Genomic DNA, 17,243 nt, shown 5'->3' with positions numbered 1-17,243 from the left:
AAGGGAAAGAGGGGAACTAATGATGATGCATCGTTATATGCCAATGACAGAAGCCGATCGTGAAGAAATGTTGAACGTGATCGGGATTTCATCCGTTGATGAGCTTTTCGCAGACATACCTGAAAGTGTTCGTTTCACAAGGGATTTAGCAATTAAGGAAGCGAAGTCCGAATCAGCTTTACTAAAAGAACTTTCACGGGCAGCTGCAAAAAATGCCGATTCCAAACAATATGCATCCTTCCTTGGAGCAGGAGTATACGATCACTACAAACCGGTCATTGTCGATCATGTAATTTCCAGATCTGAATTTTACACAGCATATACACCTTACCAGCCTGAAATTTCCCAAGGTGAACTTCAAGCGATCTTTGAATTCCAGACGATGATTTGTGAACTGACAGGAATGGATCTTGCAAACTCCTCTATGTATGACGGGGGGACTGCGCTTGCAGAAGCAGGAACACTTGCTGCGGGACATACGAAACGTAAGAAGTTACTCGTTTCGGAGACAGTACATCCGGAATCCCGCGATGTCGTACGCTCATACGCGGATGGTCAGCAGATTGAAGTGGTCACGATACCACAGAAAGATGGCGTGACTGACATCAAAGAATTAAAGAATTTGCTGGCTGATGATACGGCTGCTGTTCTTGTGCAATATCCGAACTTCCTTGGTCAAGTTGAAGAGTTGCAAACAATCGGTGAGTTAGCACACGACAACGGAGCATTGTTCGTCGTATCGTCCAATCCATTGGCACTAGGCATTTTAACTCCTCCTGGAGAACTCGGCGCAGATATTACAGTTGGGGATGCACAACCTTTCGGCATTCCTGAACAGTTCGGCGGTCCTCACTGTGGATACTTTGCTGTGACGAAGAAACTTATGCGTAAAGTTCCAGGGCGTCTTGTCGGTGAAACGACAGATGATCAAGGACGACGCGGATATGTACTCACATTGCAAGCACGTGAACAGCATATCCGTCGTGATAAAGCGACATCCAACATTTGTTCAAACCAAGCGTTGAATGCTCTTGCGGCTTCTGTTGCAATGACTGCTCTCGGAAAAACCGGCGCTCGTGAAATTGCCTATCAAAACTATGCAAAAACACATTACGCTAAGCAAGCATTCGAAAACGCCGGATTCAAAGTTCTTGGTGGAAACGCGCACTTTAATGAAATCGTTGTCGATTGTAAGCGTCCAGTTCAAGAGTTGAACAAACAGTTGCTTAAGCAAGGGATTATCGGTGGATATGACCTCGGTAAAACATTCGAAGGAATGGAAAATCACGCATTGTTTGCAGTGACTGAGCAGCGTACAAAAGAAGAGATTGATGCACTCGTGCAGGAAATGGAGGCCGTCCATGCATAACGAAAACCAACCACTCATTTTTGAAGTCTCGAAACCTGGCCGTATCGGATACAGCCTAACAGATTTGGATGTTCCGGAAGTGGATTTGTCAGAACTGCTGCCTGATACGATGATCCGTAAGCAGGACGCTGAACTACCTGAAGTTTCCGAGCTCGACATCATGCGTCATTACACGGCATTGTCAAACCGGAATCACGGTGTGGACACAGGATTTTATCCGCTTGGATCATGTACGATGAAGTACAATCCGAAAATTAACGAAGCGGTTGCGCGGATTCCAGGTTTCGCAAACATTCACCCTTTGCAAGATGAGTCCACTGTTCAAGGTGCGATGGAAGTCGCCTACGACTTGCAGGAACATCTGTGTGAAATAACAGGTATGGATGAGGTCACGCTTCAACCTGCAGCTGGAGCGCATGGGGAATGGACTGCTTTGATGATGATCCGTGCATTCCACGAAGCCAATGGGGATACGGGGCGTACTAAAGTTCTTGTTCCTGACTCCGCGCATGGAACGAATCCTGCATCTGCAACAGTCGCAGGATTCGATACCATTACGGTGAATTCCGATGAAAACGGGCTTGTGGATATCGAAGACTTGAAAGCGAAGGTCGGAGATGATACGGCAGCTCTCATGCTGACGAACCCGAATACTCTCGGCCTCTTTGAAGAGCATATTATGGAAATGGCCAAGATCGTCCATGGAGCTGGCGGGAAGTTATACTACGATGGTGCCAATTTGAATGCAGTCATGTCAAAAGCTCGACCTGGCGACATGGGCTTTGATGCGGTTCACTTGAACTTGCACAAAACATTCACTGGGCCACACGGAGGTGGCGGCCCTGGATCAGGTCCAGTAGGTGTGAAAAAGGAACTTGCTGCCTTCTTGCCGAAACCTGTATTGGAAAAGAACGGTGACGTCTACACGTTCAACTATGACGTTCCACAATCCATTGGTCGTGTGAAGCCGTTCTACGGGAACTTTGGAATTTACCTGCGTGCTTATACGTATATCCGCTCGATGGGCCCAGATGGTTTGAAAGCAGTTACGGAGAATGCAGTTCTCAATGCGAACTACATGATGCGTCGTTTGGAACCGTATTTCGATCTCCCATACCCGCAGCATTGTAAGCATGAGTTTGTGTTATCGGGTCGCCGACAGAAGAAACTCGGTGTTCGCACGCTCGATATGGCGAAACGCCTGCTCGATTTCGGCTTCCATCCGCCTACGGTCTACTTCCCGCTTAATGTCGAAGAAGGCATGATGATCGAGCCGACTGAAACGGAGTCCAAAGAAACACTCGATTCCTTTATCGATGCGATGATCCAAATCGCTAAAGAAGTGGAAGAAAATCCTGAGATCGTTCAGGAAGCACCACATACGACAGTCATTAGCCGTTTGGATGAAACGAAAGCAGCACGTAAGCCGGTGCTTCGTTACACCCCTCAGACTGAAGAAGAATTAGTGAAAGCATAAGAAAAGGACCGAAGCCTAGGCGCTTCGGTCCTTTTCATTCAATTACTTTTTACTTTTCACTTTTCCTGACCACGTACGGAATCCGCCTTGTAAATGGTAAAGGTCCGTATAGTCTTTCTTTTTCAAGAACAGAGCTGTACGCGCGCTTTTACCTCCATTTTGGTCGTACAAGTAAACGGGTTTGTCAGCACGTATTTCTTTATACCGCTGTCGCAGTTGAGTGTAAGGGATGTTACGGGCACCAAGTATATGACCTGCATCAAAATCTTTTGGTTCGCGAACATCGATCAGCTGCGCTTTCCGGTAACCTTCAATGAATTGCTCTTGCGTCAAATTCGTAACCGCTTTGCGGAGACGAAGAGCTGTAATGACGAAATAAGCGATCATTACAACTAACAGTCCTATTAATACATACCAATTAGCATTCAAAACATCTTTCCCCTTTCTATCTCATCCTTCATTATAAAGATTAAGTGGCACATGTTCAATTGCAATGATAAAATTGAGTTCGTTATGAAGGGAAAGGCGGGGTGTAATGGAAAAAATGAAATGGAACTATATTCAGTCAGGGAAGTGTTCACCATCCTTTAACATGGCATTGGACGAAGCGCTCCTCGATTGGCATAGCAAAGGCGAGATCGGCCCGGTTCTTCGTTTTTACGAATGGGATCCTGCAACCCTCTCCATTGGTTATTTCCAAAGTGTAGCTAAGGAAATCGATATGGAGGCTGTGGAGAGGTATGGACTCGGATTCGTGCGGCGACCTACGGGGGGAAGAGGTGTTTTGCATGAACATGAACTTACATATAGTGTAATCGTTTCAGAAGACTATCCGGACATGCCTGAGACAGTGACTGAAGCTTATCGGGTCATTTCGGGTGGATTGCTTGAAGGGTTCCGGAACCTCGGATTGGAAGCCTCTTTTTCGGTTCCATCTGAACAAGTATCGGAACAGCTGAAACGTCCTAAAAGTGGAGTGTGTTTTGACACTTCCAGCTGGTATGAGCTTGTCGTGGAAGGGAAGAAAGTGGCGGGCAGTGCTCAAACGCGTCAAAAAGGCGTGATTTTACAGCATGGAGCGATTTTACTCAGTTTGGATGAAGACAAACTGGTGTCTCTCTTTAAATTCGCTTCAGAAGAAATCAGAGAACAAGTACGAAAAGGACTCCCGGAAAAAGCTGTCGCGATTGACCGGTTGACTGCTCGTGACATCTCAGTAGCAGATTGTTTAGAAGCCTTTTCAAAAGGGTTTGAAAAAGCACTCAATCTCGAACTTGTGCCCTATGTTCTCAGTCCAGAACAACTTAAGGTTGTCAAAGAAATTGAAAATCGGAAATACGCGAATGATGAATGGACATACCGAAAATGAAAAAGGAAGGCTCCCTGAAGAGGAAGCCTTCCTTTTTCATTATAAGTTCACAGTGCTCATTTCACTTTCAGGAGATAGAGGAGATGGATTAGTTAGGACTGCTTCGCCATGTACTTCAATCTCACGCAATTTGTTGAATGAAGCAATCGCAACTTCCACCTGATCGTCATCAGGCTCTTTTGTTGTTAACAACTGGAGCCATAACCCTGGATAACCTAAAAAACGCAGTACTGGAACGTTACGTACAGCATTCGTAAGTTGAAGCACTTCAAACGAGACTCCGAGAACAACAGGGATCAGTAAAATCCGATTCACAATACGCAGCCAGAATGGATCTGTTGGCACTAGGAAATAGATGAACATCCCTACAATGACCGTAAATAATAAGAAACTGCTGCCGCAACGATAATGCAGTCGTGATTGAGCCTGTACATTCTCAACAGTCAAAGGCAGATTATTTTCATAGGCATTGATAACTTTATGCTCCGCTCCATGATATTTGAATACCCGCTTAATGAGTGGGGTCATCGAGATAAGGGACACGTAACTCAATAAGAGGGATAGTTTAAAGAAGGTCTCTAAAAGAATTTGAATAGTCTTTCCTGGGAAGATCGGATGAAAAAGCCCTGCAAGGAAAACTGGGAATAAAGTAAAGACGAACTTGCCGAAGACGAAAGAGAGTACACCAACTGCAGCTACTCCTAAAATCATGGTCAACTTAGAGGATTCTTCCTCTGATTTTTCGACTTCTTCACCAGGCATCACATCATAATGATCACTTGCGAACGTCAGATGTTTTGAGCCGAGCCCTGCAGATTCAATGAGAGCCACAATTCCTCTGACTAAAGGAATCTTTTTCAACTTTTGACGCATCGGACTGCTCTCTTTCAGTACGTGAAAATAATCGATCGTGCCGTCTTTACGACGTATAGCGGTTACTGTATGTTGTTTCCCTCCGAACATGACGCCCTCAATGAGAGCCTGACCGCCATAGGCAGGGGATTGCTGATTCTTTTCCATCTACAGCCCACGCTTTCTGTATGAAATCTCAATTTTGTATCAATGTTGTTATTGTACAGGAAAATAAGTGATTGCTCCACCATCACGTTTAAAAACGTGAGAACGGTCGACACTTGGAGCAGGAGGGACAGATATGCATACACCTACACTTTTATGGACAGCATTAGTTGCTGGGTTACTAACTGCACTGAGTCTGAAATTTCTAAAGGTCTTTCATTTTGTTAAATGGTCACCACTTGGATGGTCTCAGAAATGGAATGTTCTCGCTATGGAATCACCAATTGTGAAATGGCTAGTTTTAATTACCGTTTTAGTCCTATTATTCATCGCACTTTATAGTATTTTACATGTCACTTCAAAAATACCGTCATCGATCACATCGATTGTGCTAGCTGTTATTTTTGTCTGTGCAGTGGAATGGACGATTTCACGACCGGATTCTATCGGGTCTGCTTTTAAGTCGGTTTCGATTCCATTTCTTTGTCTCATTGCCATGATTACTAGGTTCGTGGTAGGGACTTCAGTTTTCATGAAAAATGAACTGCCAAAGAATGCGAAATAGGTTACCTCGTCTAAATGTTATGATAAAATAGAAAGGAAAATAGCTAGGGGTTGATGGACAATGGATTTATTGCTGCTGAATGGTCCGAATTTGAATCGATTAGGAAAACGGGAACCTGATGTTTATGGTCATGAAACGCTTGAGGATATTGAGGATCGTATCCGTAAGTTATGCATGAACCATAATGTCGGGTTATCGTCTTTTCAATCCAACCATGAAGGAGCTTTAATTGATCGTATTCATCAAGCTGCAGATGAAGGCGTCTATGGAATCGTTTTCAATCCGGGTGCCTACACACATACAAGCATTGCTATTCGAGATGCCATTGCATCTGTGCACATTCCAGTTGTGGAAGTGCACATTTCGAATATACATAACCGTGAGTCATTCAGACAGAACTCTATGCTTGCTCCTGTATGTGCCGGACAGATTTCAGGATTAGGAACCGATGGGTATGAGTTGGGCGCACTTGCATTGATTCGTAAAATGGAGAGGGAATGAGAACAGTGAAACTTACAAAACTAAGAGAATTATTGGCAGAAAAAGAATTGGATGCATTATTAGTGACAAGTGGTTATAATCGCCGATATATGACTGGCTTCACTGGGACTGCCGGTGTTGCAATCATATCTAAGGACGATGCGGTGTTCATCACCGACTTTAGATATATGGAGCAGGCAGCGGACCAGATTAAAGAATTCCGAATCGTCCAGCATGAAAAGACAATTATTGAAGAGGTTGCTCAACAAGTCGCTCAGATGAAGGTAGAACGTCTAGGGTTTGAAAAAGAAGATTTAACATTCGGTATGTACGAACTGTATAAAAGTAAAGTGACAGCTGAACTGATTCCGACTTCGGGTCTTGTTGAAAAACTACGGATCATCAAGACGCCTGAAGAGTTGGATGTGCTAAAGCAGGCAGCTAAAATAGCAGATGATGCGTTCGCGCACATTTGTGGATTCATCAAAGCAGGCATGACGGAACTTGAAGTATCGAACGAATTGGAGTTCTTCATGCGTAAACAAGGTGCCACTTCCTCGTCATTCGATACAATTGTCGCTTCTGGAGTTCGCGGGGCACTACCACACGGTGTAGCGACCGATAAAAAAATTCAATCCGGAGAACTCGTGACATTGGATTATGGTGCGTTGTATAATGGATACATCTCTGACATAACGCGAACAGTGGCTGTCGGTGAACCTTCGGAAAAAATGCGGGAAATCTATGAGATTACCCTTGCTGCACAGAAACTAGCAGTAGAAGGCATTAAACCAGGGATGACCGGTATCCAAGCAGATGCGATTGCACGGGATTACATTGCTTCAAAAGGGTATGGAGACGCGTTCGGTCATTCCACAGGTCACGGGATCGGTCTGGAAGTCCATGAAGCTCCTGGGCTGTCTTTCCGTTCGGAAACGGTTCTCGAACCGAACATGACAGTTACGGCTGAACCAGGTATCTACTTGCCAGGCATCGGAGGCGTAAGGATTGAAGACGATCTCGTAATTACGGAAAATGGATGTGAACGGTTGACTCACTCTACAAAAGAACTGCAAATTTTATAAGAGCTATTGGAGGAAACGGAATGATTTCAGTAAACGATTTTAAAACAGGTTTGACAATTGAAGTGGACGGCGACATTTGGCGCGTAATGGAATTCCAACACGTTAAACCGGGTAAAGGTGCGGCATTTGTGCGGTCGAAATTGCGTAACTTGCGTTCAGGTAACGTGAACGAAAAGACTTTCCGTGCTGGAGAGAAAGTAGCGAAAGCTCAAATTGATAACAAACGCATGCAGTATCTATACGCTAATGGAGACGATCATGTCTTCATGGACAATGAAAGTTTCGAACAAATCGAACTGCCTACAAAGCAGATTGAAGAAGAATTGAACTACTTGAAAGAAAATATGGAAGTGCACGTGATTCAATACAAAGAAGAAGTTCTTGGTGTTGAGGTGCCGTCAACGGTTGTTCTGGAAGTAGCAGAAACTGAACCAGGTATTAAAGGTGACACTGCGAGTGGCGGATCAAAACCAGCAAAACTTGAAACAGGTCTTACTGTACAAGTGCCATTTTTCATTAACATCGGTGACAAACTCATCATCAATACTGAAGAAGGGGAATATGTGTCACGCGCATAATCCCTCAAGTGTTGAAATTCAATAACAGTGACCAACTGAACGCTTGCCTATTCGCACAGAATAGGCAAGCGTTTTTCATATTGTCTGAAGCACTTGCGTATAGTGAAACAGGAGGAGGATCGCCGGATGGAATTGAATGACTTACTGCGAATTGCCGGCATTGGACTGGTTATCGGTTGTTTGCATATTTTCTTCGAACAGACAGGTAAGAAAGAATTCTCTTTTTTCTTATTTTTCATTGCGTATTTGTACATCGCAGTCGAAATGATCCGTTTTTTAAAGATTTTTTTCACTGAGATTTCCGAGTTCTTCCAATGGCTTTCTTTGGCGATGTAATGGCGCTCCTTTTTCAATTATTGGCCGTTTTCCTATTGCTGCTCATTATCCGTTATGCTGTCCCGCAGTTACATCCGATCTTGTATAGTGCCTTATTTCTTTTCGTTCTTGCGTACGTCATGATGACCGTTCTGATTCCTTTCATTAAAAAGTTGAGTGATATTTTTCATGGCGTCCCCGAGCCATATGGGCGACTTCTGTTAATTAGCGCGTTCTTGTTTTTTATTTCTGAATCGATTACGCAACATTTGTCTGAATCCGGATATCCGTCGTTTGCAAATTTAGCTCAATTTGTAGTCAAAATTGCCATCCTGTCCTTCTGGCTGCCTGAGCTTGTCAATCTCATACAGACACTCACTGCGCTTATTACGCCGTGAATGGGGGATGATCACCATACTCGATTTTCTGCACTCACTCATAAGTGGCCTGCTATATAGCTTCATAGTCGTAATTATCATTGCGCTAATGGCAACTGTATTGAACTATCTTTTCCCCTCATTCTCGGACTGGACGAAGCAATTGCTTTACATTGTGATTGTTCTTGTCGTGTTACGGCCTGCGTTTGAGCAGCTCTTACTGATCCAAAAACTCATGAAGTCAATCGCTATGTTATTTGTTACGAGCTACCCGATTCTGACTGCGGGAATGGCGATTTCAGGTAATGCACTAAGCTTGCTCAACTTCCAACCTGCTTTACTATTGTTTGCAAATGGCGCTGTGTTTTTTGCGGACAGATTGTTGTTGCCTTTAGTCACCACTGCTTTGCTATTCGATATCGTAACTCGTTTAAATCCTCTTATATCGTATTCAAAGCTTTCGGACATGCTGCGGACAACATTATTAGCGGTTGTGTCTTCCATCGTGGCTGCCTATTCAATCTTCATCACAGCAGGAGGCGCGGTTTCTTGGGGGATTTCAGAGGCAGCGAGTGAACCGCTGAAAGAATTGATTCGACAGAACATACCGTTCGTCGGGTCATTCGTAACGGACAGCATGGGTGCCCTTGGTCGTTATTCTTCTGGTGCCGGACTCATGGTGGGGGGATGGCTGTTAGTAACGTTGTGGGGGATCGCCATCCTTCCTGTTGTGCAAACCTTACTCTTGGCGTTTTTATATCGTTGGTGCGCAGCTCTTATAGAACCGTTCACTTCATCGGAGCTTTCAGATGTATTGGATGATATAGGCCGTTCTCTATTCGTATTATGCGCGATTACATTTCTCATGATTTTTGCTTTTGTTTATACAGTTTTATTTTTTATCGTTTTCGTGAAACTTTCAATGAGATGACTGGAAAAGGGGGATTTGGAATGACAAGTTTCTAATCGGTGTTGTCCTGATTTCGGTTCTCTCCGGGGTTCTGTCTATGATGCTTCCAGAAACCAGAAAAGAAGAATTTGGACAGTTGGCTAAACTTGCTGCTGGTATGTGGCTGTTGCTGAATATCTTTTCCTTTCTTAGGTTATAGGAAGAGAAAAACGTGCATACATTGTTTCATAGATGAACAGGCCCCCGGTCCAAACAGACAGATGGAATGGTGATGTCATGCAAAAACCGACTGGGAAAATGCAAGTGATCCTATTTATGGGAATCACGGTTCTCGTATTCATCTTACTCAATCCACCCTGGAATTCAGATGGAACGACGTCCGGGAAGTCTACCGAAAAGGAGGGGAACGCTGAAGCTGCAGCACTTGAATCAGCATTGAAAAAGATTGACGGAGTAGGGGAGGTTTCCATATACCTCCATCCTCCGAAGGGAGCAAAAGAACAATCACCGCTCACTGATTATTTCACAAAGTCAGCGGACTCCAACACAAACGAAGCGACGGGTGTACTTGTTGTGGCGGAAGGAGCCGGAAAGCCGGGTCTCAAATCTGAACTCACAAGGATATTGTCTGCTGTCCTTCAAGTACCAGAACATCGAATTGTTATCGTGGAAATGACCAAAAGGGGGAACTATGATGAGAACAAATAAACGCACAGTTTGGTTTTTAACACTAATGAGTCTTGTTGCTGTCATCTCGATTTACTATATTAAAGAGAAAGCACCTATGCCATTCGACGGAATCTCCATATTCTCAAGTGATATGACAGAAACGGCTGACGTCCCGAAAAAGGGTTCATCCGATAAGCAGACGCCCGTGTTTGCAACGTCGTATCTATTTGAAGAGATGAGGATGGAAGTCCGTGAAGCGCGTAGCAAACAATCAGAGCAACTGAATGCTAAGATGACATCCCCTGACTACACAGCTGAAGAGAAAAACGAAGCATTCGAAGAAATGTCTGAGCTTAATAAACGAGATTCCGCGGAAGCGTTATTAGAATTACAAATCAAGGCGCTCGGATATCCAGAAGCCTTTGTCCGAACGGAAAACGGAGAAGTGAAAGTAACTGTTCTTTCAACTGAAGGACATTCTGCTAAATTGGCTGATGAAATCACCCAATACGTTCTAGCAAGTTGGGATGATGCTAAAAAAGTACAAGTCGATTTTACAGGGAATCAGTAATCCGTTAAAGGCCCAAAATCCGGGTCTTTTTTTCTATTTACAGTTTTTTTAGAAGTGAAATGGGGGTTAACTATTTCAAAATCCTTTAAAAACGTCTACTATAGAGTGTGAGGGTGTAAAAAAACTTTATGGAGTCAGGAGAATCATTCATGTTAAAGATTCAAGAAATTAGAGAAATCATTAAACTTATCGATCAGTCTTCTATCGACAAATTTTCGTACGAAGCGGATGGAGCAAAAATTAAAATCGTAAAGAGCAATGCAAGCGGAACTACTATGGCACCGGTCCAAGTTCAAATGCCAGTACCGGATGTTCAAGATTCCACTTCAGGAGCACAGGTTGTTCAGCAAGCAGCACCTGAAAAAATGACGCCGCCTAAACAGGAGGCAGCCCCGATTGCAGAACCTGCACCTGTAGACAACGTTGCAGATGCATCATTGAAAAGTATCGTATCTCCAATGGTCGGTACGTTCTATAAATCCTCATCGCCTGAAGCAGCTCCATTTGTTCAAGTTGGACAAAAAGTTGGAACTGAAGATGTTGTTTGCATCGTAGAAGCTATGAAGCTATTCAATGAAATTGAAGCTGAAGTAGCTGGCGAGATTGTTGAAATTCTTGTTAAAGATGGACAGCTCGTTGAATATGGACAGCCTCTTTTCCTTGTAAAAGAAAATTGAAGGGGGAATGGACGATGAAAAAAATTCTAATCGCAAATCGCGGCGAGATTGCCGTACGCATTATCCGTGCGTGTAAAGAGCTCGGTCTTGAGACAGTAGCTGTATATTCCGAAGCCGATCGCGATGCATTGCATGTCAAAATTGCCGATGAAGCATTTTGCATCGGACCCAAACTTTCAAAGGACAGTTACCTGAACTTTTCAAATATCATAAGTGTCGCAAAGATGACGGATTGCGATGGAATCCATCCAGGATATGGGTTCCTTGCAGAAAACGCAAGCTTTGCTGAAATGTGTGAAGAAGTGAACATTGAATTTGTCGGCCCTACTTCTGATGCGATTGCACGCATGGGGACGAAAGACGTCGCGCGTGAAACGATGCGTCTAGCTGGGGTTCCGATTGTACCTGGATCTGATGGTCTCGTTGCGGATGAAGAGGAAGCGCTTACGGTCGCACAGGAAATCGGATATCCGGTCATTATTAAAGCAACTGCTGGCGGCGGAGGTAAAGGGATTCGCGTAGCACGTGATCCGGAGGAACTCAAGAAAGGGATTAAGGTTACTCAAAAAGAGGCTGCGGCTGCATTTGGGAATCCTGGCGTCTATCTAGAAAAGTTCATCGAAGTGTTCCGTCACGTTGAAATCCAAGTATTGGCGGACAAGCATGGCAACACAGTTCACCTTGGTGAACGCGATTGCTCCATTCAGCGCCGTATGCAGAAATTAGTGGAGGAAGCGCCATCTCCGGCACTGACTCCAGAGTTGCGCAAAGAGATGGGACAAGCGGCTGTGAAAGCTGCTGAAGCCGTAAATTACAGAGGTGCAGGCACGGTTGAATTCATCTTCGATCATATTAACAAGAAATTCTATTTCATGGAGATGAATACAAGAATCCAAGTAGAACATCCGGTAACTGAAATGATTACAGGGATTGACCTGATTCAGCAGCAGTTGAAAGTTGCAGCTGGTGAAAAACTGCCTTTTAAACAAAAAGACATCAAAATCAATGGCTGGTCAATCGAATGCCGCATCAACGCAGAAAATCCCGAGAAAAACTTCATGCCATCACCAGGTACGGTTGACATGTATCTTCCGCCAGGCGGTAATGGAGTCCGTGTCGACTCAGCCGTCTATCCCGGATATAAAATCCCGCCGTTTTATGACTCGATGGTGGCTAAACTGATTGTTCATGCGGATACGCGTGAAGAAGCAGTAGCCCGTATGAAACGTGCACTCGATGAATTTGTAGTGGAAGGGGTTAAGACAACAATTCCTTTCCACTACAATCTAATGAAACATGATGTATTTAAATCAGGGGATTTCGACACGAAGTTTCTGGAAAAATACGATGTCATGAATTCAAACTAAGGAAGGAGGCGCGCGGATATGGCTGAAAAAGCGAATTCGTTTATTAAAGCAAACTCCTCTGCGGGAGAGAGTCTTGGCAAGATTGAGCTCGCTCCTGAAGTTTTGGAAGTGATTATTGGAATCGCAACTTCTGAAGTTCAAGGAATTGCGATGACTTCAGGGAACTTTGCAACCGGTGTTGCAGAGCGACTGGGAAAAGTGATGCATGGTAAGGGAGTAAAAACCGAATGGGTAGACAACAAACTCATTATTGACGTCTTTTGTATAGCGGAAGATGGCCAACTTATTCCACAAGTAGCTGCAAATGTTCAAAAAAAGATCAAAGAAGCTGTTTATCATATGACTTCAATTGAAACAGGGGAAGTCAATGTTCACGTAACTGGAATCCGTTCTGAAATGACTTCAGTGACAGAATGACGAAAAGCATCATCTTCGGATGATGCTTTTGCCTGTTGTGACTGTATCTTCATACAGCATTTGTGCTATGATAAAGCCTAAACGAACCAGTGACGAAGGAGACAAATTGTATGAAACGAAGAGAAGCGAGAGAAAAAGCGGTCCAGACCCTTTTCCAGCTTGATGGAACGACCCTGCCTGTAGAAGAGGCAATTAGCTATATTACTGAAGGACCGATCGATTCTTTTTACGAAATGCTTGTAAAAGGGACGCGTGAAAAGCAGGAAGCGATTGACAAAATACTCATTGAAAAACTGGAAAACTGGTCATTGGACAGACTTCCGAAGATTGAGCGGACTGTTCTTCGACTTGCAGTATTTGAGTTACTGTATAACGAAGACGTTCCTCACAAAGTTGCAGTGAACGAAGCCATCGAACTTTGTAAAACATTTGGAGACGAAAAATCAGGACGATTTGTGAATGGTGTACTGTCGAAATTTGAACAACAAAGGATGTGACGGATTTGCCAAGTGTACTCATAGATGGAAAAGCAATCGGTGCAAAGATTCGTGAAGAGATTAAAAGGGACGTGGAACGACTCATCGAGAGAGGATGTCGTCCAGGTCTTGCTGTTGTCCTCGTAGGTGAAGACCAAGCATCTCGTACATATGTGAAAAATAAGGAAAAATCGAGTACAGCAGTTGGCATGAAGTCTGAACTGATCGAGTTGCCGATCAGTGTGAGTCAGAAAGACGTACTGGAAACTGTGGACAGGTTGAACAACGACCCTACCATTCACGGCATTCTTGTCCAATTGCCATTACCGCCTCATATCGATGAAAGCAAAGTGATCCGAGCCATCTCACCTAAAAAAGATGTGGATGGTTTTCATCCGGAAAACGTCGGGAAGATGATTATTGGACAAACATCCTATGTTTCATGCACTCCTGCCGGTATTTTGGAGTTACTTAAGCATACGGGTACTGAAATATCAGGAAAGCATGCAGTTATCGTAGGGCGCAGCAATATCGTAGGCAAACCGATGGGGCAATTGCTTCTTCAAAAAGATGCAACGGTGACCTATTGCCATTCCAAAACAGAAAACTTGGAAGCTTTCACCCGTCAAGCGGATATCCTGATTGTCGCGATTGGGCAAGCTAAATACATTACGGCAGAGCATATTAAAGAAGGTGCAACCGTGATAGACGTAGGCATGAATCGGGATGAAAATGGAAAACTATGTGGGGATGTCGATTTCGCGAGTGTGAAAGAAAAAGCAGGCGCACTCACCCCTGTCCCTGGCGGAGTCGGACCGATGACTGTCACCATGTTGCTGAAAAACACCTTACAAAGTGCTCAATTGATGTGCAGTAAATATATTTAAGAAAACGGCCCAGGCCGTTACATAGAATTCAACAGCGCTGTTTCTTGTTAGAGAGAGACAGCTTTTTATTCGCAGGAGGGGAATCCGTTGTCTGGTAATCCATACTTAACCGTACAAGCTGTCACAAAATACATTAAGCGGAAATTCGATGCCGATCCACACTTGCGGAATGTCTATATCAAAGGTGAATTGTCCAATGTGAAAATTCACCCAAGCGGTCACATTTACTTCACGTTAAAAGACGACAAAAGCAGAATTCAAGCGGCTATGTTCCGGGGGAATGCCTCCAGTTTGAAGTTCAGACCAGAAAGCGGCATGAACGTACTGATAACAGGAGATATTAATGTATATGAAAGCAGTGGACAGTATCAGCTTTATGTGCAATCCATGGAACCGGATGGTATCGGGGCTCTTTTTCTTGCCTTTGAGCAGTTAAAAGAGCAGCTAGGCAAGGAAGGCTTGTTCGACGTACGCTGGAAACAGCCATTGCCCTGGATTCCTAAGAAGGTCGGGGTGATTACCGCAAAATCAGGTGCAGCGTTCCAAGATATCTGTTCAACGATAGCTCGCAGATTTCCAATAGCTGAAATTGTATTATTTCCAGCTGCTGTTCAAGGTAAACAAGCGGTTCCATCCATTGTCGAAGCAATTGGACAAGCGGATCGTCAAGGTGATATTGACGTCCTCATCGTCGGCAGAGGAGGGGGCTCGATAGAGGATTTATGGGCTTTTAACGAAGAAGCGGTAGCTCGTGCCATTTTCTCTTGTCGAATTCCTACAATCAGCGCAGTAGGTCACGAAACAGATACAACAATAGCGGATTTCGTTGCAGATCATCGTGCACCTACTCCGACTGCAGCTGCTGAACTTGCGGTCCCTGCAAAGGAAGAATTGGCAGGTCGCATTTTGGATCGCAAACGAGTGATTTATCGTTTTCTTGCAACGCGTCTATCTCAGGAACAAAAGCGGTTGGACCGTCTTAAGAGTGCGTACCCTTTTCTTTACCCGGAACGATTGTATCGACCGTTTATTGAAAAACAGTCATCTCTTGAAGAACGTCTCGTTCGGGGGAACAGTGAATTGCTCTATCGGAAATCCCAGCAACTCACTCAAAGCACCTCCCGGTTACAGGGCGTTTCACCTGCGATCCAGCTGCAGCAACGCGCTAAGGATTCGGTTATCGCTGAAGAAAGGCTCCTGCGGGCAATGAGTCAATCCGTGGGACGCAAGCAAGACCGTTTCTTAACTGGTATCCGTATGCTGCAAGCACTTAACCCGCTAAGTGTCATGGAAAGAGGATTCACAATCGTATACAAAGAAGGCGAGCTGGTGAAGAAAACCGAGTCACTAACGCCTGGGGACTCTGTGAAGATGAATATGCAGGACGGTACTGTCATTGCGGAAGTCCTATCGATTGAACCCCTTAAGGAGGAATCATGAATGGAAACTGATTCGATGAAATTTGAAGAAGCGATGCTGGAATTGGAAAAAATCGTTCAACAACTTGAAACTGGAGATGTTCAACTCGAAGATTCCATCACATTATATAAAAAAGGTATGGAGCTTTCTACATTTTGTCAGCAAAAACTGCAACATGCTGAGAAGCAACTCGTCTCAATTGTAGACAAAGATGGAGAGACCACATCAGTGGAACCTTCGAAGGGAGAGGACACAAGTGAGTGAGCAGCTGAAAAAATTCATGGATGAAAAAATTCCGCTTTTAGACAACCACTTTTCTGAGCTTTTTAACGGAAAGAACTATCCGGAAATCTTGCATGAAGCGATGGCTTATTCTGTAAATGCAGGTGGGAAGCGAATCCGTCCTCTCCTTGTCCTGGCAGTGCTGCAAGATTTAGAGGTTGCCTCTGAGGATGCAATTCAAGTAGCGGGAGCGATTGAATTGATCCACACTTATTCTTTGATCCATGATGATCTTCCGTGCATGGATGACGATGATTTCAGAAGAGGGAATCCAACGAATCATATTGTATTTGGAGAAGCGACAGCTGTTTTAGCCGCAGATGCCTTGCAAACACTTGCATTCGAACAACTTGCGACACTTCAGCATACAGATCCAGCGACGATGCTTGCCATTTTGAAAGCCGTGAGCATCGCTTCAGGTGCATCAGGAATGGTAGGTGGTCAAATTTTGGACATGCAAGGCGAAGGTAAACAACTGTCCTTGACGGAACTGGAAGAAATCCATATCCATAAAACGGGTGCCTTGCTTGCTTGCTGTATTGAATCAGGTGCGCTCCTTGCCAAAGTATCCGAATCCAAGATGGAAATTCTCCGGACATTTTCGAGACATATCGGACTTGCTTTCCAGATCAAAGATGACATACTAGATGTCACTGCTTCTACCGAACAACTTGGAAAAACAGCAAACAAGGATACGGCGAGTGAGAAGAGTACATACCCTGCACTATTAGGGCTTGAAGGTGCTCAGGCAAAACTTGAGGACCATCACAAACAGGCGCTTGATGCTTTAGAAGAAATTGGTTTAGGTAGTTCGTTGTTAGCTCGAATTGGGGACTACATTATCAATCGAAACGCATAAAGCAAGGCGTCTAAATGGTACTGTTTGTTTGATTGTTGATATAATAAGGAAAAAGAACGGAAACAGTAGTATTAACT

General features: G+C 44.2%; 22 protein-coding genes. 20 read left to right on the top strand and 2 right to left on the bottom strand.

What is annotated here, in order from left to right; genetic code table 11:
• Positions 1-22: 22 nt before the first annotated feature.
• Both gcvPA and gcvPB read left to right on the top strand, forming a co-directional pair.
• A complete protein-coding gene (gene gcvPA / locus H9659_RS00500) occupies positions 23-1,369 on the top strand; it encodes an aminomethyl-transferring glycine dehydrogenase subunit GcvPA (RefSeq protein WP_191688499.1) in 1,347 nt (448 codons plus the stop codon).
• A complete protein-coding gene (gcvPB, locus tag H9659_RS00495) occupies positions 1,362-2,846 on the top strand; it encodes an aminomethyl-transferring glycine dehydrogenase subunit GcvPB (RefSeq protein ID WP_191687972.1) in 1,485 nt (494 codons plus the stop codon). The genes gcvPA and gcvPB overlap by 8 nt, the downstream gene beginning before the upstream one ends.
• A 42-nt stretch (positions 2,847-2,888) precedes the next feature.
• Here gcvPB and H9659_RS00490 read toward each other — a convergent pair whose 3' ends face one another.
• A complete protein-coding gene (locus H9659_RS00490; RefSeq protein ID WP_191688498.1) occupies positions 2,889-3,233 on the bottom strand; it encodes a rhodanese-like domain-containing protein in 345 nt (114 codons plus the stop codon).
• A 148-nt stretch (positions 3,234-3,381) separates the two neighbouring features.
• Between H9659_RS00490 and H9659_RS00485 the strand changes: the two genes are divergently transcribed.
• Positions 3,382-4,215 (top strand): lipoate--protein ligase family protein, encoded by an 834-nt coding sequence (locus H9659_RS00485; RefSeq protein ID WP_191687971.1) that lies wholly within the window; start codon positions 3,382-3,384, stop codon positions 4,213-4,215.
• Positions 4,216-4,254: 39 nt separating this feature from the next.
• On the opposite strand, the gene H9659_RS00480 is transcribed toward H9659_RS00485, so the two are convergent.
• Positions 4,255-5,235: a DUF1385 domain-containing protein gene (locus H9659_RS00480; protein ID WP_191687970.1), complete on the bottom strand. Its 981-nt coding sequence runs from the start codon at positions 5,233-5,235 to the stop codon at positions 4,255-4,257.
• Between the two features lie 133 nt (positions 5,236-5,368).
• Between H9659_RS00480 and H9659_RS00475 the strand changes: the two genes are divergently transcribed.
• The 17 genes from H9659_RS00475 (at position 5,369) to H9659_RS00395 (ending at position 17,166) form a co-directional block, all read left to right on the top strand.
• Positions 5,369-5,797, top strand: coding sequence for a hypothetical protein (locus tag H9659_RS00475; protein WP_191687969.1), 429 nt, complete (start codon positions 5,369-5,371; stop codon positions 5,795-5,797).
• Positions 5,798-5,857: 60 nt separating this feature from the next.
• Positions 5,858-6,298 (top strand): type II 3-dehydroquinate dehydratase, encoded by a 441-nt coding sequence (gene aroQ, locus H9659_RS00470; protein ID WP_191687968.1) that lies wholly within the window; start codon positions 5,858-5,860, stop codon positions 6,296-6,298.
• Entirely contained in the window at positions 6,295-7,362 is a 1,068-nt protein-coding gene (locus H9659_RS00465) for a M24 family metallopeptidase (RefSeq protein WP_191687967.1), read from the top strand. The genes aroQ and H9659_RS00465 overlap by 4 nt, the downstream gene beginning before the upstream one ends.
• Before the next feature lie 20 nt (positions 7,363-7,382).
• Positions 7,383-7,940 (top strand): elongation factor P, encoded by a 558-nt coding sequence (efp, locus tag H9659_RS00460; RefSeq protein ID WP_025784731.1) that lies wholly within the window; start codon positions 7,383-7,385, stop codon positions 7,938-7,940.
• A gap of 126 nt (positions 7,941-8,066) precedes the next feature.
• Complete coding sequence (locus tag H9659_RS00455) at positions 8,067-8,276, top strand: hypothetical protein (RefSeq protein ID WP_025784730.1); 210 nt, start codon at positions 8,067-8,069, stop codon at positions 8,274-8,276.
• Entirely contained in the window at positions 8,255-8,653 is a 399-nt protein-coding gene (locus H9659_RS00450; RefSeq protein ID WP_191687966.1) for a SpoIIIAC/SpoIIIAD family protein, read from the top strand. The genes H9659_RS00455 and H9659_RS00450 overlap by 22 nt, the downstream gene beginning before the upstream one ends.
• Before the next feature lie 7 nt (positions 8,654-8,660).
• Entirely contained in the window at positions 8,661-9,563 is a 903-nt protein-coding gene (locus H9659_RS00445) for a stage III sporulation protein AE (RefSeq protein ID WP_191687965.1), read from the top strand.
• 255 nt (positions 9,564-9,818) lie between these two features.
• Positions 9,819-10,250, top strand: coding sequence for a hypothetical protein (locus H9659_RS00440; RefSeq protein ID WP_191687964.1), 432 nt, complete (start codon positions 9,819-9,821; stop codon positions 10,248-10,250).
• Positions 10,237-10,782, top strand: a complete 546-nt coding sequence (locus H9659_RS00435; protein ID WP_191687963.1) for a SpoIIIAH-like family protein — start codon at positions 10,237-10,239, stop codon at positions 10,780-10,782. Before H9659_RS00440 ends, H9659_RS00435 begins: the two co-directional genes overlap by 14 nt.
• Before the next feature lie 149 nt (positions 10,783-10,931).
• Positions 10,932-11,459 (top strand): acetyl-CoA carboxylase biotin carboxyl carrier protein, encoded by a 528-nt coding sequence (accB, locus tag H9659_RS00430; RefSeq protein ID WP_191687962.1) that lies wholly within the window; start codon positions 10,932-10,934, stop codon positions 11,457-11,459.
• A gap of 14 nt (positions 11,460-11,473) precedes the next feature.
• The gene (accC, locus tag H9659_RS00425; protein ID WP_191687961.1) at positions 11,474-12,826 is read left to right on the top strand and encodes an acetyl-CoA carboxylase biotin carboxylase subunit; all 1,353 of its coding nucleotides are present in this window, start codon (positions 11,474-11,476) and stop codon (positions 12,824-12,826) included.
• An 18-nt stretch (positions 12,827-12,844) separates the two neighbouring features.
• A complete protein-coding gene (locus tag H9659_RS00420; RefSeq protein ID WP_191687960.1) occupies positions 12,845-13,243 on the top strand; it encodes an Asp23/Gls24 family envelope stress response protein in 399 nt (132 codons plus the stop codon).
• 110 nt (positions 13,244-13,353) lie between these two features.
• Positions 13,354-13,740, top strand: a complete 387-nt coding sequence (gene nusB / locus H9659_RS00415; protein WP_191687959.1) for a transcription antitermination factor NusB — start codon at positions 13,354-13,356, stop codon at positions 13,738-13,740.
• 5 nt (positions 13,741-13,745) lie between these two features.
• Positions 13,746-14,606 carry a bifunctional methylenetetrahydrofolate dehydrogenase/methenyltetrahydrofolate cyclohydrolase FolD gene (gene folD / locus H9659_RS00410; protein WP_191687958.1) on the top strand — a complete coding sequence of 287 codons (861 nt, stop codon included), beginning with the start codon at positions 13,746-13,748 and terminating at the stop codon, positions 14,604-14,606.
• A gap of 87 nt (positions 14,607-14,693) precedes the next feature.
• Entirely contained in the window at positions 14,694-16,046 is a 1,353-nt protein-coding gene (gene xseA, locus H9659_RS00405) for an exodeoxyribonuclease VII large subunit (protein ID WP_191687957.1), read from the top strand.
• Positions 16,047-16,289, top strand: a complete 243-nt coding sequence (locus H9659_RS00400) for an exodeoxyribonuclease VII small subunit (RefSeq protein WP_191687956.1) — start codon at positions 16,047-16,049, stop codon at positions 16,287-16,289.
• A complete protein-coding gene (locus tag H9659_RS00395; RefSeq protein ID WP_318240665.1) occupies positions 16,282-17,166 on the top strand; it encodes a polyprenyl synthetase family protein in 885 nt (294 codons plus the stop codon). The genes H9659_RS00400 and H9659_RS00395 overlap by 8 nt, the downstream gene beginning before the upstream one ends.
• Positions 17,167-17,243: the final 77 nt, after the last annotated feature.

Origin of the sequence: Sporosarcina gallistercoris, assembly GCF_014836415.1 — a bacterium.
Lineage (GTDB): Bacteria > Bacillota > Bacilli > Bacillales_A > Planococcaceae > Sporosarcina > Sporosarcina gallistercoris.
Note: the sequence above shows the minus strand (reverse complement) of the source record. Positions and strands in the feature narration are given on the sequence as shown.